The 21742-nt window shown below is 61.8% G+C and carries 15 protein-coding genes; 13 read left to right on the top strand and 2 right to left on the bottom strand.

Annotated elements, in window-relative coordinates:
- Nucleotides 1–6: 6 nt before the first annotated feature.
- From glnA to parE, 4 genes are all read left to right on the top strand, one after another.
- Complete coding sequence (gene glnA, locus AAC029_RS10230) at nt 7–1410, top strand: type I glutamate--ammonia ligase (protein ID WP_339747139.1); 1404 nt, start codon at nt 7–9, stop codon at nt 1408–1410.
- Between the two features lie 166 nt (nt 1411–1576).
- Nucleotides 1577–4756, top strand: a complete 3180-nt coding sequence (locus AAC029_RS10235; protein WP_339747142.1) for an autotransporter domain-containing protein — start codon at nt 1577–1579, stop codon at nt 4754–4756.
- A 54-nt stretch (nt 4757–4810) separates the two neighbouring features.
- Nucleotides 4811–5413: a hypothetical protein gene (locus AAC029_RS10240; protein ID WP_339747145.1), complete on the top strand. Its 603-nt coding sequence runs from the start codon at nt 4811–4813 to the stop codon at nt 5411–5413.
- Between the two features lie 38 nt (nt 5414–5451).
- The gene (gene parE / locus AAC029_RS10245) at nt 5452–7467 is read left to right on the top strand and encodes a DNA topoisomerase IV subunit B (RefSeq protein ID WP_339747148.1); all 2016 of its coding nucleotides are present in this window, start codon (nt 5452–5454) and stop codon (nt 7465–7467) included.
- 911 nt (nt 7468–8378) lie between these two features.
- On the opposite strand, the gene AAC029_RS10250 is transcribed toward parE, so the two are convergent.
- Entirely contained in the window at nt 8379–8765 is a 387-nt protein-coding gene (locus tag AAC029_RS10250) for a helix-turn-helix domain-containing protein (protein ID WP_339747151.1), read from the bottom strand.
- Nucleotides 8766–8840: 75 nt separating this feature from the next.
- Between AAC029_RS10250 and AAC029_RS10255 the strand changes: the two genes are divergently transcribed.
- The 6 genes from AAC029_RS10255 to AAC029_RS10280 all read left to right on the top strand — a co-directional run bounded on the left by AAC029_RS10255 (nt 8841) and on the right by AAC029_RS10280 (nt 15976).
- Nucleotides 8841–9194, top strand: a complete 354-nt coding sequence (locus AAC029_RS10255) for a hypothetical protein (protein ID WP_339747154.1) — start codon at nt 8841–8843, stop codon at nt 9192–9194.
- 111 nt (nt 9195–9305) lie between these two features.
- A complete protein-coding gene (locus AAC029_RS10260) occupies nt 9306–10655 on the top strand; it encodes an NAD(P)/FAD-dependent oxidoreductase (protein ID WP_339747157.1) in 1350 nt (449 codons plus the stop codon).
- Nucleotides 10656–11109: 454 nt separating this feature from the next.
- Nucleotides 11110–12195, top strand: coding sequence for a DUF1611 domain-containing protein (locus tag AAC029_RS10265; protein ID WP_339747160.1), 1086 nt, complete (start codon nt 11110–11112; stop codon nt 12193–12195).
- Entirely contained in the window at nt 12192–13076 is an 885-nt protein-coding gene (locus tag AAC029_RS10270) for a hypothetical protein (protein WP_339747163.1), read from the top strand. The genes AAC029_RS10265 and AAC029_RS10270 overlap by 4 nt, the downstream gene beginning before the upstream one ends.
- 18 nt (nt 13077–13094) lie before the next feature.
- On the top strand, nt 13095–14267 hold the full coding sequence (locus AAC029_RS10275) for a porin (RefSeq protein ID WP_339747165.1): 1173 nt from the start codon (nt 13095–13097) through the stop codon (nt 14265–14267).
- A gap of 71 nt (nt 14268–14338) precedes the next feature.
- Nucleotides 14339–15976, top strand: coding sequence for an ABC transporter ATP-binding protein (locus AAC029_RS10280; protein ID WP_339747168.1), 1638 nt, complete (start codon nt 14339–14341; stop codon nt 15974–15976).
- Nucleotides 15977–15979: 3 nt separating this feature from the next.
- On the opposite strand, the gene AAC029_RS10285 is transcribed toward AAC029_RS10280, so the two are convergent.
- Nucleotides 15980–17095, bottom strand: a complete 1116-nt coding sequence (locus tag AAC029_RS10285; RefSeq protein ID WP_339747171.1) for a class I SAM-dependent RNA methyltransferase — start codon at nt 17093–17095, stop codon at nt 15980–15982.
- Nucleotides 17096–17262: 167 nt separating this feature from the next.
- Between AAC029_RS10285 and AAC029_RS10290 the strand changes: the two genes are divergently transcribed.
- The 3 genes from AAC029_RS10290 to AAC029_RS10300 all read left to right on the top strand — a co-directional run bounded on the left by AAC029_RS10290 (nt 17263) and on the right by AAC029_RS10300 (nt 21667).
- The gene (locus AAC029_RS10290) at nt 17263–18696 is read left to right on the top strand and encodes an amidohydrolase (RefSeq protein ID WP_339747174.1); all 1434 of its coding nucleotides are present in this window, start codon (nt 17263–17265) and stop codon (nt 18694–18696) included.
- A complete protein-coding gene (locus AAC029_RS10295; RefSeq protein ID WP_339747177.1) occupies nt 18696–19967 on the top strand; it encodes an amidohydrolase family protein in 1272 nt (423 codons plus the stop codon). Before AAC029_RS10290 ends, AAC029_RS10295 begins: the two co-directional genes overlap by 1 nt.
- A gap of 131 nt (nt 19968–20098) precedes the next feature.
- A complete protein-coding gene (locus tag AAC029_RS10300) occupies nt 20099–21667 on the top strand; it encodes a DEAD/DEAH box helicase (RefSeq protein WP_339747180.1) in 1569 nt (522 codons plus the stop codon).
- Nucleotides 21668–21742 lie beyond the last annotated feature (75 nt).

The raw sequence follows: 21742 nt of genomic DNA on the forward strand, positions 1-21742 counted from the left end.
CGGTCCATGTCCAACGAAATTCTCAAGAAACTGCATGATGAAGACATCAAATATGTCGATCTGCGCTTCACCGATCCGCGCGGCAAGCTGCAGCACGTCACCTTCGACCGTTCCGAAGTGAACGAGGACTTCTTCGAAGATGGCGTGATGTTCGATGGCTCCTCGATCGCCGGCTGGAAGGCGATCAATGAGTCCGACATGGTGCTCAAGCCCGACCCAAGCGCAATGTTCATGGACCCGTTCTACCAGCAGCCGACGATGATCCTGCTCTGCGACATTCTCGAGCCGGGTACCGGCAATGCCTATAATCGCGATCCGCGCACCACAGCCAAGAAGGCCGAGGCTTTCCTGACCTCAACCGGGATTGGCGACACCGCCTATGTCGGCCCGGAAGCAGAATTCTTCATCTTCGACGATGTGCGCTACACGGCTGGCCAAGCCGAGACGAGCTATTCGATTGATAGCGAAGAAATGTCGCAAAACTCCGGCCGCCGCTATGAAGGTGGCAATATGGGTCACCGCCCAGGGCCCAAGGGTGGCTACTTCCCGGTCAATCCGGTCGATACCTGCCAGGATATGCGCACCGAGATGCTGTCGGTGATGGAAGACCTTGGTCTCAAGCCGGAGAAACACCATCACGAAGTTGCCCCGGCCCAGCACGAACTCGGCATGAAATTCGATACGCTGACGACAATGGCCGACCGCATGCAGATGTATAAATACACCGTCAAAATGGTCGCCCATGCCTATGGCAAGACCGCCACTTTCATGCCCAAGCCGATGTGGAATGATAATGGCACCGGCATGCATGTGCACCAGTCGATCTGGAAGAATGGCAATCCGGTCTTCGCCGGCGACCGCTATGCCGATCTGTCGGAAACCTGCCTTCACTATATCGGCGGCGTCATCAAACACGCTCGCGCTATCAACGCCTTCGCCAATGCCAGCACGAATAGCTATAAGCGCCTGGTGCCGGGCTATGAAGCGCCAGTCCTGCTCGCTTATTCGGCCCGCAACCGGTCGGCCTCGATCCGGATCCCCTGGGTGAATTCCCCCAAGGCCAAGCGTCTGGAAACCCGCTTCCCCGATCCGGCCGGCAATCCCTACCTGACTTTCGCGGCCCTTCTGATGGCCGGTCTGGACGGGATCGAGAACCGGATCGATCCGGGTGATCCGATGGACAAGGACCTCTACGACCTGCCACCGCAGGAACTCCAGGGCATACCGACCGTTTGTCGCTCGCTGCGCGAGGCCCTCGAATCGCTCGATGCCGACCGCGACTTCCTCAAGAAGGGCGGCGTCATGGATGACGACCAGATCGATTCCTATATCGCGTTGAAAATGGAAGAAGTGCTGCGTTTGGAAATGCACCCGCACCCGGTCGAATTCGACATGTATTACTCCTGCTAGGCGGAAATTTGCCCCTCAGGACCTTCAATGCAGCACGGCCGGGAGCGATCCCGGCCGTGTTTGTATGCGTTTAGACATCCAGAACGGTCGACGGCGCGCTTTGCATTCGCTACAAATCTCGACAAGTTTGCCGGACTTTGTTCGGTCGTAATCATCAGGAGTCGGTATGCGTCGCCGTTTTATGTTCGCCAGCGCCCTTGTATCGCTGACCGTTGCTGCCCCTGCCGCCTTCGCAGATCGCGAAGTAACCACGGAAATCACCGACCCTATAGCCACCTCGACCTCGGGCACTGGCGGCGGAGCCGACAATATCGTCATCACCAGTTCCGGCCGGGTGACACGGACAACGGTCGGCACAGCTGCGGTGACACTCGATAGCGATAATTCGATTACCCAAGGCGGTGTCGTCTCCGTCACCACCGATACCGATGGGGGCGTCGGCGTCCACATCGTCGGCGGCAATACCGGAAGCTTCACCAGTACCAGCCAAATTCAGGTCCTCAGTGCGACCTCGCCAACCGATGCCGACAATGATGGGGATCTCGATGGTCCTGGCGCGATCGGCGGCAACCGGGTTGCCATTCTGGTAGATGGCGCGGCCGTGTTTACGGGCGACATCCTGCTTTCAAGCACGAACCAAATCATCGTGCGGGGCAATGATTCGGCGGGCATTCGCGTACTGACGGGCATTGACGGCTCGATTGTTTCCTCCGGTCGCGTCAGCGTCACCGGTGATCGGTCGGCAGCATTCGACATCCAGAGCGATATTTCCGGCGACCTGACGATCGGGGGCACGGTCAATGGCACGGGCGAAGCCACCGTTGGCGTTTCCGTCGCCGGCGATGTCGGCGGCGCCATTTCGCTGACGGGCAATATTATCACCACCGGCTATCGCTTCATCGCGCGCCCTTCAGCGGAATATTTATTGCAGCTCGATGCCGACGATCTGCGCCTCGGCGGCTCGGCCTTCCGACTTAGCGGCAGCGCCGCTGGCGGTCTCTACATTGCCGGCCCGACGACTGACACGCCAGGCGTTGCCAACGCACAGATTAACGTTCGCGGCGATGCGCCGGCGGTTCACATCCTTGCCGGAGCCAGCGATATCGTTCTCGGCGAAGTCGTGATCCCGGCCATTGCTGACAACCCCGACACCGTTGATGTCGATGAAAGCCAGGCAGCCCAACATCTGGGATACAGCTTCGTTATTCGGGGCACTGTGTCATCGAGCGGCGATTTGGACGGCATTGATGCGACGTCGATCCGGGTTGAGGGTGGCGCCGGCACGACCGCGACACTGTCTGGCGGCTTGCTCAATGACGGTCTGATTGATTCTGTCGCCTATGGCATTCCCGGAGCTGCTGCGACCGCGACTTCGGTCAGTCTTGGGTCGGGAGCGATTATTCCGGTGTTCAGCAATGTCGGTGATATCCGCGCCTCAGCCTTTGGCACCGCTGCTGTCGCACGCGGACTTTTGATCGAATCCGGGGCTTCCATGCCCTCGCTCGTCAATGAGAACCTGATTTTCGCCAACGCACTGGCAGGCGCCAGCGCAGTCGCGGTTCGGGATTTGTCCGGAAGCCTGACATCCGTGGTCAACTCCGGCATCATTTCCACCCTCTATGCGGCGCCGACTTCAGCCGACCCGACCGCTTACGAAACTGTCGCCCTCGATCTCTCGCACGCGACAACCGATACCACGGTGCGGCAGTATCGCCGTGCCAATGCCGCCGAAACGGACACCGTGTCGATCATCGGTGACGTCCTGTTCGGAAGTGGTGACGATACGCTTCAAGTCGAATCTGGAACGGTGACGGGTGCTCTCAGTTTCGGTAACGGTGCCGACCGGCTGATCGTCAGCGGCGGGAGCACCGTTTCAGGTGCCTTGAGCGATTCAGACGGCGATTTGGCAATCAGTGTCGATAACGCGACCCTGTCACTGGGTTCCGCGACCAATACGACCATCCGCGAAGCCCGCTTTGGCGACGGTGCCGTCTTGCGCTTCCAAGTTGACCATGATCTCGATATTGCCGCGCACGTCGATGCGACAGGCACGGTCACGTTCGAGGCTGGATCACGGATCACCTCAACCCTGACCAATCTGATTGGCGAAGGCGCTTCCTATGTCATCCTGACCGCCGACAGCCTGGTAATCGAGGAAGCGCTTAGCGTTCTGCAAGACACCACGGCCCCCTATCTCTACGAGGCGGCGCTCAATTTCGACCCGAACGATTCCAACACCCTGACCTTGACGCTGCAACGGCGCACCGCCGAGCAGCTGGGGATGAATGCTGGGCAAGCGAGCGCCTATGAGGCGACCTATGCCACTTGGCAGGACAATGCCGAGCTCGGCGCAGCGATGGCCTCGCTGACGACCCAGCGCGACTTTTTCCAAGCCTATGATCAATTATTGCCAGAATATGCTGCCAGCGCGATCCAGTTTGCGCTCGCCACCAATGACAGCGCCGTTGGCGCCTTGGCCAACCGACTCGACGCCGTACGCCGCAGCCCGGACGATACTGGCGGGCTGTGGGTTCAGGAATTTGGCTATTATGCCGACCGCGCCGGCACCTCTTTCGGTCCAGGTTATCGCGGCCATGGTATCGGCATCGCGGTCGGCTTCGACCAACCCTTCGGTCCCTTCTATGCGGCCGGTGTCAATTTCGTTGGCTCGGCCAGTGAAATTTCGGAGGTCGATGGTTTCGACCAACCGATGTCTGCAGTTTCCGGCCAGCTCGGCGTCTACACGGCATCGCGGATGGGCGGTGTTGATCTCGATGTCTATGCCGCTGCCGGCTTTGACAGTTTCGAACATAATCGTCGCGTTCTGATCGGTGCCTTTGACGCCTCGCCGTCCGCGTCTTGGAATGGCTATCACCTTGCTGGTTCGGCGCGCGCCGGCCGGGACTTCACCACCGGAAACTATTTCCTGCGCCCGTCCGTTTCGGTCGATTATCTCGGACTCTATGAGAGCGGCTACACCGAGACCGGCGGCGGTTCCGGAGTCGACCTGATTGTCTCTAATCGTGATTCCACAAGTTTTTCAGCGACAGCGATGCTGACGGCCGGGGCCCGTTTCACCTCCAATGACAGCTGGTGGGCACCGCATATCCAGGCCGGTTTCCGCAATGAATTCACCAGCGCGGCAACACAGACCGACGCGCAGTTTGTCAATTACGACACCACCTTCACCCTGCGCTCGCAACAAATGCCAGGGACAGGTTTCATCTTCGGCTTCGGCGTTTCCGCCGGCTCGGGCTATTCGGTGTTCTCGCTCGATTATGATGCCGATCTGCGCCAGGACTTCATCCGTCACACAGCGCGGCTCGTCATGCGGATGGTGTTCTAACCGCGCCGTATGCCTGCAAGACTACATTAACCCTACTCCGCCAGACTGGCCGGCATGAAACGCGCCGGCCTCCTCCTCTGTCTGGCCCTGGCCAGCCTGTCAGCCTGCGCGACGCCGCCGCCGGCACAGACCGCCGATGCCTGCCTGATCCTCGAAGACAATCGCGCCTGGTGGCGGGCGATCCAGCGCACCGAGCGCCGTTGGGGCGTGCCGCCCGGCGTGCAGCTGGCGATCCTCAAGCGCGAATCCAGTTTCAACGCCCATGCCCGGCCGGCTCGCAATCGCCTGTTCGGGATCATTCCGGGTAGTCGCCCTTCCAGCGCCTATGGCTATGCCCAGGCACTCGACCAGACCTGGGACTGGTATCGCGAGGACACCGGGCGCGGCGGCGCCAACCGCAATAATTTCGGCGATGCGGTCGATTTCGTCGGTTGGTATGCATCCAAAAGCCGGCAATTGTCCGGCATTCCCTCGGACAATGCTCGCGACCTTTATCTCTCCTATCATGAAGGCCATGGCGGGTTTAATCGCGGCAGCTATCGCTCCAAGCGCTGGCTGGTAAATGTTGCCGCCGACGTGGCGCGCGATGCCACGCGCTATCAAACCCAGATCGATGGCTGCAGGCGGCGACTTTCCCACCGCTTTTGGCTGTTTTGAATCTCCCCTAGCGCTGCCGACTCGGGCATGTTGACCCGATGTCATCACCAAGCTCGCAATCCGACCTGTTTTCCGCCTCGCCTGCGCCCATCCCTGATGCGACGCCACCGGCCGGCTATTCCGCGGCCCAGATCGAGGTGCTCGAAGGGCTGGAGGCTGTGCGCCGCCGCCCCGGCATGTATATCGGCGGCACCGATGAGCGCGCCTATCACCATTTGTTCGCCGAAGTGCTCGACAATTCGATGGACGAAGCCGTCGCCGGCTGGGCCGACCGGATCGAAGTGGCCCTCGACGAGGACGGTTATATCACCGTCACCGATAATGGCCGCGGCATCCCGGTCGATCCGCATCCGAAATTCCCCGACAAGTCCGCGCTGGAAGTCGTGCTGACCATCCTGCACGCGGGCGGCAAATTCTCTGACAAGGCGTACAAGACGTCCGGCGGCCTGCACGGCGTCGGCATCTCGGTCGTCAATGCACTGTCCTCGGTGCTCGAAGTTGAAGTGGCCCGGGAGAAAATCCTGTGGTCGCAGAATTATTCGCGCGGCCTGCCGCTCGGCCCGCTGGTCAAGGTCGGCGCCACGGCCAATCGGCGCGGAACCAAGATCCGCTTCCTGCCTGACACCGAAATTTTCGGCGACAAGATGCGGGTCAATCCGGCCCGCGTTTATGCAATGGCACGCTCCAAGGCGTTTCTGCGCCGCGGCGTCAAAATCCTGTGGCGCTGCCCGGAATCGATGGTCGAAGGCAGCGACATCCCGGCCGAAACCTTGCTGTGCTTCCCCGGCGGCCTCGCTGACCGGCTCACCGAAATGACCGGCAAGTCCTCCCTCGTCACGACCGAGGCCTTCACCGGCAAGGTCGAGCGTTCCGATGGCAGCGGCGGCGTCGAATGGGCGATGGCCTGGTCGAATAATGGTTTCGGCAGCGAGGCCGACGGCTTTTGCCAGACTTATTGCAACACCGTTCCCACCCCGCAGGGCGGCACGCATGAACAAGGTTTCCGCGCTGCGATCACCAAGGGTCTGCGCGCCTATGCCGACCATGCCAATGCCAAGAAGGCGGCGCTGATCACACCCGATGATGTGCTCGGCGGCGCTGGCGCATTGGTCTCCGTCTTCATCAGCGAGCCGGAATTTCAGGGCCAGACCAAGGAGCGCCTCGCCTCGCCGGAAGCGGCCAAGCTGGTCGAGGCCGCCGTGCGCGACCAGTTCGATCACTGGCTCGCCGGTTCGCCCAAGGAAGCCACCAAGCTGGTCGAATGGGCGATCGAACGCGCCGAGGACCGGCTGCGCCGCCGCAAGGAAAAGACCGTCAAGCGCCAATCCGCCTCGCGCCGCCTGCGCCTGCCCGGCAAGCTGGCCGATTGCTCGCGCGCCGATGCCGATGGGACCGAGCTTTTCCTGGTTGAGGGTGACTCCGCTGGCGGCTCGGCCAAACAGGCCCGCAATCGCAAGACGCAGGCCATCCTTCCCCTGCGCGGCAAAATCATCAATGTCGTCTCCTCGGCCAGCGACAAGGTCGCGGCCAACCAGGAGATCAGCGATCTCCAGCTCGCGCTGGGCTGTCAAACTGGCTCCAAGTTCAAGCTCGAAGACTTGCGCTATCAGCGCATTGTCATCATGACCGATGCCGATGTCGACGGCGCCCATATCGCGGCCCTGCTAATCACTTTCTTCTTCACCGCCATGCCCGAGCTGATCCATGCCGGCCGGCTCTACCTCGCCCAACCACCCCTCTTTCGCCTGACCCAGGGCAGCCATACCTTGTATGCCCGCGACGAAATTCATCGTGACCAGCTGCTGCGCGACGAGTTCAAGGGCTCTGCGAAGATCGATATCGGCCGCTTCAAGGGCCTCGGCGAAATGACCCCGGCCCAGCTGAAGACCACCACGATGGATCCTGGCGTCCGGACCCTCGCCCGAGTCATCATCCCCGAGGGCGGTATCCCGACCGTCGAGGCGCTGGTGGAAACCCTGATGGGCAAGAAGCCGGAACTGCGCTTTGCCTATATCCAGGAACATGCGCCTGAAATCAGCACGCTCGATATCTAAAAGGGGACAGGTATATTTAACGCGCAGTCGCGGCGGTTTGCCTATCGGGCACCGTGGTGCGAGCGCGTTAAATATACCTGTCCCCTTTTTCCGTTGCACGACAATCTCCACGCCGTTTCCGGCTGGAGGGATGGGCATTGATCAGGCGGGATGCACGGGAAGATCCGTCGAACCCTTGTCTCATTAAGCGCTTGAGTGAAAATCCGATCCTTCGGATCTTCCCGCACGCGATGTTTTTGCAGACGCCGCGACTTGTCTTGTCCAACGCTTTCTAAGCCTGCCGACCGTGTGGGCCAATTGGCCTCACCCCACCATCGCGAGGGGTAGAAAGGCCCTGTCGGGACGTCACCCCCGGTCGCGCCAATCCGCCCGTTCAAACCCTTCTCTTTTACCGTCCGGCCGTGGCCGGGATCAGGGTCTGGGCACCGTCAGTGGGCGAGCCTCCAGGATCGCCGTCTCTCTCGTCCGCTCTTTCATGGTCCGGGACCGTTATTTCCCGTCCACTCGAGGCATCGCACGGCCACCACATCACCAGACGGTCTAGAAACGCCCCGCTCGGCAGCCGATGCGGGGATTATGGGCCAAGCGGCGGGGGCCGAGGGGGTGGGGATAAGATCGCGCAAAATTCGTCATCCTGACGCAAGTCAGGACCTCGATAGACCGGGCTCCGCACCTGTCACGTCGAGGTCCTGACTTGCGTCAGGATGACGTGGGATAGTTGGGAGATGTGGGGGATAAGCGGGCAATTACGCACCACGCCAACATCAAACACCCCACTTCCCCCGGAGGAGCGCAGCGAATTCCGGGGTCTGCCCCTCGGTGGCGGTGCGAGTTCAACCAAGCTCCGGCGGGCCCCGGAACAGGTCCGGGGGAAGTAGTATTTTTGGGAGTTGGAGGTTGGAGCCACCCCCTCAACTCAACGCCTCAATAATCGCGCAATCCGGCGTGGCGCCGCGATGGCATTGCTCGGTCATCCGCATCAGCGTCTTCTCCAGGCGCCGCAGGTCCACGATCTTGCGACGTATCTCGGCGAGTTGGTGTTCGGCGATGACGGCGATGTCGGCGCAGGCATAATCACCGGTCTTGACGGTCGCCAACAGGGCACGAATATCCTCTAACGGAAAACCCAAATCGCGCAGCCGCAAGACAAAACGCAGCCGCGCGACATCATCGCCGTCATAGATGCGGTGACCGCTTTGCGTACGCTGCGGCGGCTCGATCAGGCCGATGCCTTCGTAATAGCGCACGGTTTCTATGTTGCAGTCGAGCTGACGGGCGACATCGCCGCGTTTGAGCATGGCTCTCATCCTTGTGATCGGCATGGCGGAATCCGCCCTTGCACCTGTAGTGACTACAGAGAGTAAACTCCTGCCATGACCAAGATCAATCCCTCCCCGCCCAGTCTGCAGACTTGGCTTTCCGGTAGCGGCGCGCTTGGCGGCATCGCAGCCTTCATCGGTGCGTCATGCTGCGTCATCCCGATCCTGCTCGTGCAGCTGGGTATCGCCACCGGCCTGGTCGCGCACCTGGCCTGGTTCGCGCGTTGGCAACCGTATTTTGTCTGGACTGCCGCCGGAATATTGGCGCTGTCGGCGACCCTGGCGCTCTGGCGCGGGCGTCCATCGCGGGCCTTCTGGATCTGGTGGGGTATCGGTGCGGTCTTTTTGGCGGCGGCATTCGTGCTGCCGAATTACGAGCTGCAAATGCTGCAATGGGTTCGCGGTTGAGATGAACAAGGCCAGGGCAAGCCAGCCAACCTCGCCCTCGCCTGCCAGACAGATCTTCAACAGTAATTGGCGCATTCGCGCCGTCTTCGTCGCATCGGGAGTACCCACAAAATGACCAAGGAATTTGATCTGATCGTGATCGGGGCCGGCACCGGCGGCAATGGCGTGGCCCGGATGGCTGCAGCCGCAGGCTGGACGGTGGCGAGCCTTGACGCCCTTCCCTATGGCGGCACCTGTGCCCTGCGCGGGTGCGACCCGAAAAAGATGCTGATCGCCGTAACCGAAGGCGCCGAATGGTCGCACAATATGGCGGGCAAGGGTCTGGAGGCGCAGGTTTCGGTCAATTGGCCAGACATGATGGCTTTCAAGCGCACCTTCACCGATGCGATGCCGCCGCGGATCGAGGCCGGATTGAAAAAGGCCGGCATCACCACGCTGCACGGCACCGCCCGCTTCACGGGCCCCGATACCATCGAAATCAATGGCGACACGCTGCGCGCCCGGCATTTCCATATTGCGACCGGTGCCCGGCCGATGACCCTGAATATTCCCGGCGAGGCGCATCTGATCACCAGCACCGATTTTCTCGAGCTTCCGGAACGTCCGGACAGGATCGTCTTCGTTGGCGGCGGATTCATTGCAATGGAGTTCGCCCATATCTCGAAGCGCGCCGGCGCCGCCGAAGTCACTGTGCTGGAGATGATGGATCGCCCACTGGGCAATTTCGATCCCGACCTGGTCGCGATGCTGGTCGAAGCGACCACTGAACTGGGGATCGACCTGCAAACGACGGCCAAAGTGCTTGAAATCCGAAAGTCGGGCTCGGCTTTCGAAGTGGATTATGAAACACCGTCCGGCCGGCAAACCGTGGCTTGCGATCTCGTCGTGCATGCGACCGGCCGGGTCCCCAACATCGAGGATTTGAACCTTGAAGCCGCCGGCGTCGACTATTCGCGGCGCGGCATCAAGGTCAGCGCCTATATGCGAACCACCAACCCGGCGATCTTCGCCGCCGGAGACTGTGCCGATAGTGGCCCCAACCTGACCCCGGTCTCGGCCAATGAGGGCCGCATCGCCGGAAAGAACCTGCTCGCCGGCAAGGACGAGCGCGCCGTTTCATACCCACCGATCCCGAGCGTGGTCTTCACCCTGCCGAATCTGGCCATGGTCGGCCTGTCCGAGGCGGCAGCGCAGGAAAAAGGCCTGGATTTTGAGACCCGGTTCGAAACCACGAGCGGGTGGTATTCATCCATGCGGGTCGGCGCGAAATGGTCCGGTTACAAAATTCTGGTCGAGAAGGGCAGCGGCAAGATTCTGGGCGCACATCTGATCGGGCCCGGCGCCGAAGAGCAGATCAACCTCTTCGCCATGGCGATCAAGGCGGGCTTGACCGCAAACCAGATCAAGGGGCTGATTTTTGCCTATCCAAGCTATGCTTCGGACATCGGTTCGATGGTCTGAATTGCCTGCACAAAAAACCACGGTTATTGACGACCAATCCCAAAAATCACACGCCTGTCATCAAGTCAGTTGCGGGAGTGCCAGATTGGCGTCTCAGATCCGGGCATCTGCGTTTTCCCGAGGCCGCGACTGAGGTCCTGGAAAGCAGGTTGATCATCCGCCAGCCGAATAAGGTCGGCGGGACGCCGCATCTCCCAAGTCTTGATCCGCCTCCGTTTCAAAGAAACAGGACCATGTTCCGCCCGCCGCAAACACTGAGCTACGGCGCGGTGTTGCGCGCCGCGGATCAAGGCGCAAGCAATCATTCGAAGACAGTCATGATACTGAAACTTTTATTTAAACTCGGCCACCACTTGGCACGTAACGGTAACGGGACAGGATTACACCCAGCTCTCTTACACGTCCGGGGGGATCGAAAACATGACTCCCGGATCGACTGTTCCGGGAGAATGAAGTGTCAAACGCCAACGCGTCGTCGATAAAGAAAGCGGGCACAGCCCGTCTTGGTCAGGCCAAATGGGCCTTTTCCACGCGCCTGTGTACCCGGCGCAGTGACGGATATATCCGGTCCGACATCACGCCCGCCGCGGGCGATCTCTGCCTGGCCCGCGTGGTGCGCCTCGGCCATCATCAACGCTTGGAGCTGGCAACGGGGCGCAGGGCGCATCTCTATCCCGGTGACGAAATCGTTATAGCCTATGGCAATCGTTATGCCGTCGACCAATTCGATGCGGTTGTTCCCGACTCGCTGAAACCCTGCGATCTCGCGGCCGCCGGCGGCGTAGCCGGCACGGTGAGATCCCGACACTCACGAACGCGCCAACCGACCCGGATCGAACCGATCGGCCTGCTCTGCGATGCCGGCGGCGAGACCTGGAATCTGAACCGTTTCCGCACGCCGATTCCGCTTCAGTCGCAGGCGTTTTCGCCCAGTGTAATTGCCGTGACAGGTGCCGGAATGAATTCCGGCAAGACGACGACGGCGAGCGCGATGGTGCACAGCCTCAAGAAGGCTGGGCTGAGAGTCGCGGCGATCAAGCTGACCGGGACCGGTTCCGGCGGAGATTTGTGGCAGTTTCTGGATGCCGGCGCCGACCATGTCTATGATTTCACCAATGCCGGCTACGTCTCGACCTGCGGCCTGGGTCTGCCCGAGTTGACGACGATCATTCAGGATTTGATCGCATTGGCCTCGACTTCGCACGATGTCATTATCGCCGAGGTCGCCGATGGATTACTTCAGACCGAGACCGAGCTTCTGCTGAAATCCGAGGCCTTCCGTCAGACGGTCGATGCGATGGTCTTCGCCGCCGGCGATGCCATGGCTGCCGCTTATGGTGTCGCACGGCTCAGCGAGATCGGATTCACACCCTCATTCGTCTCCGGCCTGGTGACCGCCTCGGAACTCTCCCGGGTCGAGGCCGAACAAGCGTGCGGCCTTCCTGTCCTCACCCTCGCGGAAATCCTGGCCGGCGATCATGTTCTGCCCCTCGCCCTGCAGACACTGCCGGAAATCCTGGCGGCAGAGGCGGGCCGATGAGCCCGGCCGCCCTGATGAACCCGGTTTCAGACAGCGGCTCGGCGCCGGTCACACAATTCACCGGGCGGCCTGTGAAAACGGCCTGCGTTTCGAGTGTGCGCACCGAGATGGCACCGCATGTGCCGTATTTCTTTTCCCGCCCCGCTGCCGAGATTCCCCTTCGTGGCACGATCATTTCGATTCACGGCATCACCCGAAATTCCGCGGCACATGCTTTCCACATGGCCCGGGCGGCGGGGCCGTCCGGGTATTGCGTCATTGCACCGCATTTCTCGAAAACCGAATATTCGGGCTATCAATTGGCACAGGCCAACGCGGCAGGCCGCGACGCGTCTCAAGCCTTGAAACTCGTGCTCGCCGACGCATCGCTTCGGTTCGGCATTCCGACGCAGTCACCAATCCTGTGCGGGTATTCCGGCGGCGGGCAATTTGCCCACCGGTTCGTGCTGACCCAGGATGTCGCGGTCCGGCAATTGATCCTGATCGCACCGGGCTGGTTTACCTTTCCTGACAGCAACGAGCCCTTTCCCTACGGGCTCGCTCCCCAGGCCAACGGCATGCCGGGCGCACCAGGCCTGGACCGCCTCCTGCGAACGCCGATTTCGGTCATTGTCGGCACATCCGATATTCGCAGGAATGGCACGCTCAATACAGATCCCCGGCTCGATGCGCGCCAGGGCCGCAACCGGTTGGCGCGGGCGAGCGCCTGGGTAGAGGCGATCAATGCCTCGGCTGAAGAGCGCTGTCTTGAGCCCGCAGCCACCCTGGTGACAGTGAAGAAGGCCGATCATAATTTCGATACCAATTTCCGGCGTCACGGCTTTGCCGGGCGCATCCTGGACCTGATCCACAAACAGCACCAACCCAACCCAAAAACTTGATAAAAAAGGAAACTCGTCTTGTCCCTCTATGCTTTTCGGGCCGTCGCCCTTTCGATCGGCTCCGCCCTTGCCTTCGCCAGTGCCGCCCAAGCGCTTCAGCTTGAGGCCGACCACAACGGACTGAGCTGGGAATCCGGACCGGTCAGCATCACCCTTGGCGGCCGCCTGCATCTCGACACAGTCTCGGTCGATGCAGACCAGACGGTGTTCCAGGGGGCCGGCACCGATCTGCGCCGCCTGCGGCTTGATGCCACTTTTGAATTTTTCGATGATTGGCGCTTCAAGGTCGACGCCGATGTCGGGGCGGCCAGTCCCGGCATCAAAAATCTCTGGATTTCCTATCGCGGGCTGGACAATACCACGATCACAGCCGGCAATGTCGTGGCGCCATTCAATGGCGAGAACATGATGAGTTCCAATAATCTGAAACTCATGGAGCGCTCATTGATTGCCGGCCTGTCACCCAATTTCCTGCTCGGTGCAATGGCCAATTATCACACTGACCATTGGTCTTTTTCGCTCGGCGCATTTGAAAACCCGATCGCGACGGACCCGCTGACCAATACAGATGACGGCACCAGCGTGGTCGGACGTGTGGTCTTCGCGCCGGTGAATGTGCGCCGCCACGCGATCCACCTGGCCGCAGCGGTGGAAGGCCGTACCCTGACGACCGGCGAGCCATCGAAGGTCGGAACCCGCCAGGAAATCAGCCTGATCCGGACAAAACTTCTCAACACGCACCAAATGGCGGGCGTTGCCGGCTACACCAATTATAATCTTGAAGCGATGCTCATCGAGGATTCCTGGATGCTGCGGGCCCAATATATCTACCGGACCAATGATGCGCCCGCCCTGGGCGATCCGGTGTTTAACGGGCTCACGCTCGAGGCCGCCTGGGTGATGACCGGCGAGCGCCAGCGCTATAACGTATCCAGCGGAACATATGGTGCCATTCATCCGCGCAATGCGTTCGGGGCGGTTGAGCTGGCGGCGCGCTATAGCACGCTGAATTTGTCGGACGGACTTGTGGCCGGCGGCGAGGAAACCAACTGGACCGTCGGCGTCAACTGGTATCCTACGCGTAATCTGCGCGTCATGGGGAATCTTGTCCGGGCCGAAACCTCACCCGGCGCCAATGGTTTGTCCGAACGCGTCGATGCGGCCATGGCGCGATTCCAGCTCAGCTACTGAGCTGAACCCGGTGGACGGAGCCGGCCGGGTCTGTCACTGCGGATGATGCAATAGCGGTGGGCGACGGAGAGATGACAGACACATTGAACCCAACCGGACTCGCAGACGACGGTTTGGACATGACGGGGACAACACCGGGACTGTTTTCCTTCCGGAGTCTGCCAGTCCGGGCCCGGCACCATTTAATGGTGGTCGTGTTGATCGCGATCGGTCAGGCCATCGCCCTGGCCGGCGTGGCGCTGGGTCTGACGCGTCTGCTCAGTCATCCGGAACGCTGGGAGCCCCTGACGCTGACCTTGGTGGTTTTGGCCGTCATTGTCAGCGTCTGGCTGCGGTTTCGCGAGCGGCTGGATGGCGAACGGCTGGGTCAGGAAGTGGCCCACGCCACGCGGCTCGCCATGGCCACCCATTTACTCAAACTGCCAACCCGCGGCAGCCGGCCGGTCCCGCGTGATGTCCTGCTGCGTTTCATCGGTGACCTGACGGCACTGAAAACCTGGTATGCGCGCGGCAGCGTCAGCATCCTGGTCGGCGCACCGCTGTTGATCACTGCCGTGACGGTTATTGCCCTGCAAAGCTGGCATTTGGGCACCCTGCTCGGGCTCGTCATTCTCGTCGGTATTTTGATCCAGATCTTACTTTTGAGCCGGCTGCGCGATGCTGGAAACCTGGCCCGCAAGCAACGCGGCCGCCTGGCCCGCTTCATCGTCGATCGCACCGAGGCCTTGTCCAGCGTCCAAGCTTACAGCACATCTGACAGGGAGATCACACGGATCGACAAACGCAGCAGCGCTCTGACCACCACCATGGTCGATCGCACCCGCTGGGCCGGCGCGCTGCGGGCGATTGCCGAAGCGGCGGCCTCGAGCATCCCGCTGCTGGTCTTGCTCGACTGGAAATTGACCGGAAGTGTCGCGCTGCATTCCGCTGCCACGACCGTGATCATTGGTGGATTGTTGACGCCGCGCATTCGCGAGCTCGGGCGGGTGCTGGAATATCATGCGCTGGCGACGATATCACGTGACCGGATTGCCGCTTTCCTCGCCCTGAACACGCTTGACGAGCGCAGCGATGCCCGGGCCCTGCGCAAGCGCGGCGGCGACATCCGGCTGCGCGGGCTGGAATTGGCGGGGGTGTTCAATCCACTGGGGTTCAAGGCCGCCGCCGGCGCCCGCATCGCTCTGACCGGTCGAAATGGTTCGGGCAAGAGCCGTCTTCTCGGCCTGATCGCCGGTCTGGAAGAGCCAACGGCCGGATATATCTCCATCGATCACCAGTCCACGGCGAAACGATCGATGCGCTCGCTGCGGCGCATCGTGGCGCTGGCCAGCCTGGATGCACCGCTGATGCGCGGCAGTGTCAATGCCAATATCCGACACCGCCGTGCCGACGATCTGGAAACCCAGCTGGCCACGTATGGCTATCGTCAATTGATCGACGAACTCAATCAGGGCGGAGACACCCGCATTGGCCCAAGGGGGGAAGGTGTCTCCCTGGGTCAGAAAAAACGGATCATCCTGTTACGCGCCCTGGCACGCCAACCGGCCATACTCCTGCTCGACGAAATTGAGACCAATCTCGACGCCGCCGGGCTGGAGGTCCTCGATTCTGTGTTCGCAAACTTTCCCGGAACGATTATCGCGGCGACCCACTCACGCCACTGGATCGATAAATGTAATGGCCGGTGGACTCTGGACGAACCAGCCTAGCCCCTACGCCAACACCCCGGTCGCAAACAACCTTACTTTCAACCCGCCATGATCGACATAGGGCCCCGGTGCGCCAAATGGCAGGCGCGTCGCCCGGGCGAGATCGACCTCGGTGGTGACGAGCCCAACCCGCCAGCCGGCAAACCGCGTCATCAAGGTTTTACCGAGACCGCGATAAAGTCCTTGCAGGGCGGTCTTGTTGCCGATGCGGGTGCCGTAGGGCGGATTGATGATGACCAGGCCGGGCTCACAGTCGGGCGCCTCCAGCTCGGAGACGGGGCATTGCTGAAACTGCGTGAGGGACGCAATGCCGGCGCGTTCGGCATTGTCGCGGGCGACGCGGATGGCGCCGGCATCGCGGTCGGAGCCGTAAAAGCGCAGATCGGTTGTCCGCGGTTCGCGTGGGGCTCGCATCTTGTCCCAGGCCGCTTGGTCGAATCCAACCAGCTGCTCGAACGCGAATTCGCGGGTGCGGCCGGGCGCCAGGCCGGCAGCAATCTCGGCGGCTTCGATGATGAAGGTGCCCGAGCCACACATCGGGTCGAGCACCGGCTCAGACCCGTCATATCCACACTCGCGCAAGAAGAGCGCGGCGAGAGTTTCGCGCATCGGCGCCTTGGCGACGGCCTGCTTGTAGCCGCGCTTGTGCAGAAGCTCACCGGAAGTGTCGATGCTCAGCGTGCACAGATTATCCTCCAGCCTCGCCCTGACCTGCACGGCGGCGTCGCTTGTGATTGGCGCGCCGAGCTCTTCTCGGATCGCGGTCTCGATGCGCTGGGCGGCGGCGCCGGCGTGATAGATTTTCGAACGCTTCGAGCTGGCATCGACGCGCACCGGCACGTCCGGGCGCAATACCTCGCCCCAAGGGAAACGGCGCGCCAGCTTGTCGAGCTGGGACAAGTGCACGGCATGAAAGGCGCCGATCCGCGCCAGCACGCGGCTGGCACCGCGGATCTCCAGATTGGCACGCCAGACATCGCTCCAGCCGCCCTTGATGGTGACGCCGCCGGATTCGGCGTGCGGCTCGGGAAAGCCCTTCTCCACCAGCTCCGCGCACAGCATGGCTTCAAGGCCCGGCGCGGTAACGAGAAAGATGTCGAAGGGGGCGGGCTGGGTCATGAGGCAGGTTTATCGGAGAATGCGAGGTGGATCGACGCCGCTGTGCTGTCGCGCTCAATCGCCGCATTACAATATCGTTAATTTGACGCGCCCGGCGCAAACGCGCTCTATTCCCTCAACTTTGCCCGGTGTGTGATTCAACGGGTGTAATTGGGGAAGCAATCACGATGACATTGAAAGCATGGATGCCAGCGACGGCGCTCGCCGCCGTCTTGGCGCTGGCCGCGTGCAGCGCTCCGGACACCTCCGGGGACAGCACGCAAAGCGCAAGCGGCGATAGCGACGCAGTCGTCCGCTATAGCCTTGATCCCTATCCCTCAACCTATGTGCCGCGCGCGAGCGGCGTGACGCTGATCCAGCACGCCACCGTGATCGACGGTGTCGGCGGTCAGATCGAAAACGGCGATGTGCTGGTCGAGAATGGCCGCATCTCGGCTGTTGGCACCGGCCTGGTGGCGCCCGACGGCGCGACGGTGATCGATGCGACGGGTCGCTATGTCACCCCTGGGATCATCGATATCCACTCCCACCTCGGCGATTACCCGTCACCAGGTGTCGATGCCAATAATGATGGCAATGAGATGACCTCGCCGGTGACGCCGCAGGTCTGGGCCGAACATTCCGTCTGGCCCCAGGATGTCGGTTTTGAAGCCGCCCTCGCCGGCGGTGTGACAACGATCAGCGTCCTGCCAGGCTCAGGCAATCTGTTCGGTGGCCGTGGTATCACGCTGCGCAATGTCGCCGCGCGCACGGTCCAGGAAATGAAATTTCCCGGCGCGCCCTACACGCTGAAAATGGCGTGTGGCGAAAATCCGTCACGCGTCTATGGCAGTCGCAACCAATCGCCGGCGACCGATATGGGCAATATGGCCGGCTATCGCGCCGCCTGGCAGCGTGCCACCGAATATCGCCGCAGCTGGCAGGAATACTGGGATAGTGCCGAGGCCGGCGAAGACGCGACGCCGCCAACCCGCGACCTTGGTCTCGATACGCTGATGGGCGTGCTGAATGGTGAAATTCTCGTCGAGATGCATTGCTATCGCGCCGACCAGATGGCGCAGATCATCGACCTGTCGCATGAGTTCGGCTATCACGTCGCCGCTTTCCACCACGCGGTGGAAGCCTATAAGATCCCCGACCTGCTTGCCGCCGAAGGCACCTGTGCTGCGGTGTGGGCCGATTGGGGCGGGTTCAAGATGGAAGCGTATGATTCCATCCGCGAAAACCTGCCAATGATCCATGCAGGCGGTGCCTGCGCCATGATCCATTCCGACAGCGAAATGGGCATTCAGCGTCTCAACCAGGAAGTTGCCAAGGCGCTGGCCGATGGCCGCCGGGCCGGGATCGATATTTCCGAAGCCGACGCTTGGCGCTGGTTGACCTCCAACCCGGCCACAGCGCTGGGCATTCTCGATCAGACAGGGTCGCTGGAAGTCGGCAAGCGCGCAGACATCGTGCTGTGGTCTGCCGATCCGTTCAGCACCTACTCACGCGCCGATCGGGTCTGGATCGACGGTGCCTTGACCTATGATCGCCGCGACGAGGACATGCAGCCCGTTCGTGACTTCATGCTCGGCCAACCTGGTGAGGGAGACGAATAATGAACCGCTTCATATCTGCCATTGCGCTCAGCATGGCCCTGGCCGCGCCAGGCCTCGCCCAGTCCTACGCCGTCACCAATGGCCGCGTCGTCACCAATACCGACGCCGGCATCATTGAGGATGGTACCGTCCTGCTGCGTGACGGCTCGATTGTTGCCGTCGGCAATGACGTCACCATTCCGGTCGGCACGACCGTGATCGACGCCCAAGGCGGCTGGATCACGCCGGGCATTTTCGCGCCCGTCACCCAGTTGGGCCTGATCGAGGTCGCGTTGGAAGATTCGACCACCGATGACAGCGCCGATGACTCGCCCTATTCGGTCGCACTCGACGTCGCCGACAGCTTCAATCCGGCCGGCACGCATATCGCGTCGAACCGGATCGGCGGCATCACCCGTGCGGCGCTCTATCCCTCCACCGGCTGGAATATCTTTGCCGGCCAGGGCGCGTTGATCGACACGACCGGGTCCAGCACCTCGCTGTTTGAAGAAGACAGTTTTGTGTTCGCCGATCTCAGCCAGTCCGGTGCAGCAACAGCCGGCGGGTCCCGCTCGGCAGCCTGGACCTATCTGGCTGCAGCCTTTGCTGATGCCCGGGGCTATCCCGGCCGCTTCAGCGGCGATCATGAGGGCGATGCCCTCAATCGCTATGACGCTGCGGCACTCGTGCCGGTGGTGCGCGGGCGTATCCCGCTGGTGATGGACCTCGATCGGGCGGCTGATATCCGCCGGGCCTTGCGGTTCCAGCGCGAAAATGCGCCAATGCAGCTGATTATCCTCGGCGGTGCTGAAGCCTGGATGGTAGCCGACGAACTGGCCACCGCCGGCGTGCCGGTGCTGATGGATCCACTTCGCAACCTGCCCAGCTCCTTCGATGCGATTGCATCGACGCTGGAGGCCGCCCAACGGCTCCAGCGCGCTGGCGTCACCGTCGCTTACACCACCCAAACCGCCGATGGGTATTTCAACGCCCGCCTGTTGACCCAGCACGCCGGCAATGCCGTCGCCCATGGGGTGCCGTGGGATGCAGCCTTCCGCTCGATCACGCTGACACCGGCTCAAATCTATGGCGTCGGGGACCGTTTCGGCGCCCTGGCTGCGGGCTATACCGGAGATGTTGTGGTGTGGGACGGCGATCCGCTGGAAGTGATGAGCGCGCCGGTGGCGATGTTGATCAATGGTGAACCGACCGACATGACATCGCGCGAAACCCGGCTGCGCGACCGTTACATGGATATCACGGACGAGAGGCCTTTCGCCTATCGTCGTTGACGAAAAGCCGCCTGTACGTTGACAGAACGCGCAGGAGACGTATTTTGCACCTCATTCGTGGCCGCGCCGTTTCGGCGCGGCCACGTCATTTTGCTCCCAGCCTATTGCTGCTTCAGATTTAAAAGGACGCCATGACGTTCGAAGACCTCGGGTTAAGCCCGAAACTGCTCACTGCCATCACTGCAGCGGGCTATACAGAGCCCACACCGATCCAGGCCGGCGCCATCATGCCCGCATTGACCGGACGCGACGTGCTGGGCATTGCCCAGACCGGCACCGGCAAGACAGCGGCCTTTGTGCTGCCCCTGATCGAACTGCTCTCGCGCGGCCGGGCCAAGGCCCGCATGCCACGCTCGCTGATCATTGCACCGACCCGTGAACTCGCCGCCCAGTGCGCTGAAAATTTCGAATCCTATGCCAAGGGGCAAAGGCTCTCCATGGCCCTGCTGATCGGCGGCGTCGCGTTTGGACCCCAACAGGCCATTCTTGATCGCGGAGCCGATGTGCTGATCGCGACCCCGGGCCGGCTGCTCGATCATTTCGGCCGCGGCAAACTCCTGCTCAATGGCGTCCAGATCCTGGTCGTCGATGAAGCCGACCGCATGCTCGACATGGGCTTCATTCCCGATCTGGAAAAGATTTTCTCGCTGACGCCGCCGCGCCGGCAGACCCTGTTCTTCTCGGCCACCATGCCGAACGAAATCAAAAGCCTGATCGACCGCTTCCTCAACGACCCCGTCCGGGTCGAGGTCGGACGCCCAGCCACAGCGGGCGCCAATATCGAACAATATCTCGTCCGCGTCCGCGACGCCCAGCCCAAGACCAAGCGGACCGCCCTGCGCGAAGCGATGTCACGCGACGGCGTCAAGAACGGCATCATCTTCTGCAATCGCAAACGCGATGTGGACATGGTGGCGCGCGAGCTGACGAAATTCGGTATCCCCGCCTCGCCGATCCATGGTGATCTCGATCAATCCGTGCGCACCGCAACCCTGGCCGGGTTCAAGGATGACAGCATCCGCTTCCTGGTCGCCAGCGACGTCGCGGCACGCGGTCTCGACATCCCTGATGTGAGCCATGTGTTCAATTACGACATGCCGCACCATGCCGATGATTATGTCCACCGCATCGGTCGGACCGGGCGCGCCGGCAAGACCGGCACTTCGATCACCATCATGGCGCCGGGCGACGAAAAGAATCTCGCCGCCATCCTCAAACTGACGCGGCAGGACATTCCTGACATGCCCGCCGCTGGCGCGCCGCCATCTGTGGCCGCATCGCCTGCACCAACGCCATCTGCTGTGACGGCCGCAGAGCCCGAACCCGCCGCTCCAGAGGCCGAGGCCAACGCACCGCGCACGCCGCGCGGACGCCGTTCCAGCCGCAAGCCGCGCGAATCGAAAACGGAATCTGTCGCCGAAACCGCCGCCGAACCGGTCACCGCAGCTATTCAGCCGGCCAAGGTCGAAAAGGCGCCCGAGCCTGCAGCCGCCAAGCCGGCTGCCAAGCCCATGCCCGTCACGCCAGAAACCCGCGAACCCGCTCAGGCTCCGCAGCCGAAGCCGGCGCGCAATGCACGATCGAATGAGCGTTCGAATGAACGCAAATCCGGGTCGCGCCGCAATCATGACGAAGGCCATGATCGCGATGTCGTTGGCTTTGGCGAACACGTCCCCGGATTCATGCTGACCGGAGCCTGATCACTCCGCCCGGCCAAACTGCGGCTGATTGAGGGGGCTATTTCCTGCCCCCTCAATCAAAAAAACTCATACGTT

Source organism: uncultured Maricaulis sp., from assembly GCF_963975345.1.
Classification (GTDB): Bacteria; Pseudomonadota; Alphaproteobacteria; order Caulobacterales; family Maricaulaceae; genus Maricaulis.

Excerpts from the sequence above, each read along its gene's own strand:
- parE (WP_339747148.1), top strand. The coding sequence starts at position 5,452 with ATGTCATCACCAAGCTCGCAATCCGACCTGTTTTCCGCCTCGCCTGCG.
- AAC029_RS10280 (WP_339747168.1), top strand. The coding sequence starts at position 14,339 with ATGACAGACACATTGAACCCAACCGGACTCGCAGACGACGGTTTGGAC.
- AAC029_RS10235 (WP_339747142.1), top strand. The coding sequence starts at position 1,577 with ATGCGTCGCCGTTTTATGTTCGCCAGCGCCCTTGTATCGCTGACCGTT.
- AAC029_RS10240 (WP_339747145.1), top strand. The coding sequence starts at position 4,811 with ATGAAACGCGCCGGCCTCCTCCTCTGTCTGGCCCTGGCCAGCCTGTCA.
- AAC029_RS10285 (WP_339747171.1), bottom strand. The coding sequence starts at position 17,095 with ATGACCCAGCCCGCCCCCTTCGACATCTTTCTCGTTACCGCGCCGGGC.
- AAC029_RS10270 (WP_339747163.1), top strand. The coding sequence starts at position 12,192 with ATGAGCCCGGCCGCCCTGATGAACCCGGTTTCAGACAGCGGCTCGGCG.
- AAC029_RS10255 (WP_339747154.1), top strand. The coding sequence starts at position 8,841 with ATGACCAAGATCAATCCCTCCCCGCCCAGTCTGCAGACTTGGCTTTCC.
- AAC029_RS10260 (WP_339747157.1), top strand. The coding sequence starts at position 9,306 with ATGACCAAGGAATTTGATCTGATCGTGATCGGGGCCGGCACCGGCGGC.
- AAC029_RS10290 (WP_339747174.1), top strand. The coding sequence starts at position 17,263 with ATGACATTGAAAGCATGGATGCCAGCGACGGCGCTCGCCGCCGTCTTG.
- AAC029_RS10295 (WP_339747177.1), top strand. The coding sequence starts at position 18,696 with ATGAACCGCTTCATATCTGCCATTGCGCTCAGCATGGCCCTGGCCGCG.
- AAC029_RS10250 (WP_339747151.1), bottom strand. The coding sequence starts at position 8,765 with ATGCTCAAACGCGGCGATGTCGCCCGTCAGCTCGACTGCAACATAGAA.
- AAC029_RS10300 (WP_339747180.1), top strand. The coding sequence starts at position 20,099 with ATGACGTTCGAAGACCTCGGGTTAAGCCCGAAACTGCTCACTGCCATC.
- glnA (WP_339747139.1), top strand. The coding sequence starts at position 7 with ATGTCCAACGAAATTCTCAAGAAACTGCATGATGAAGACATCAAATAT.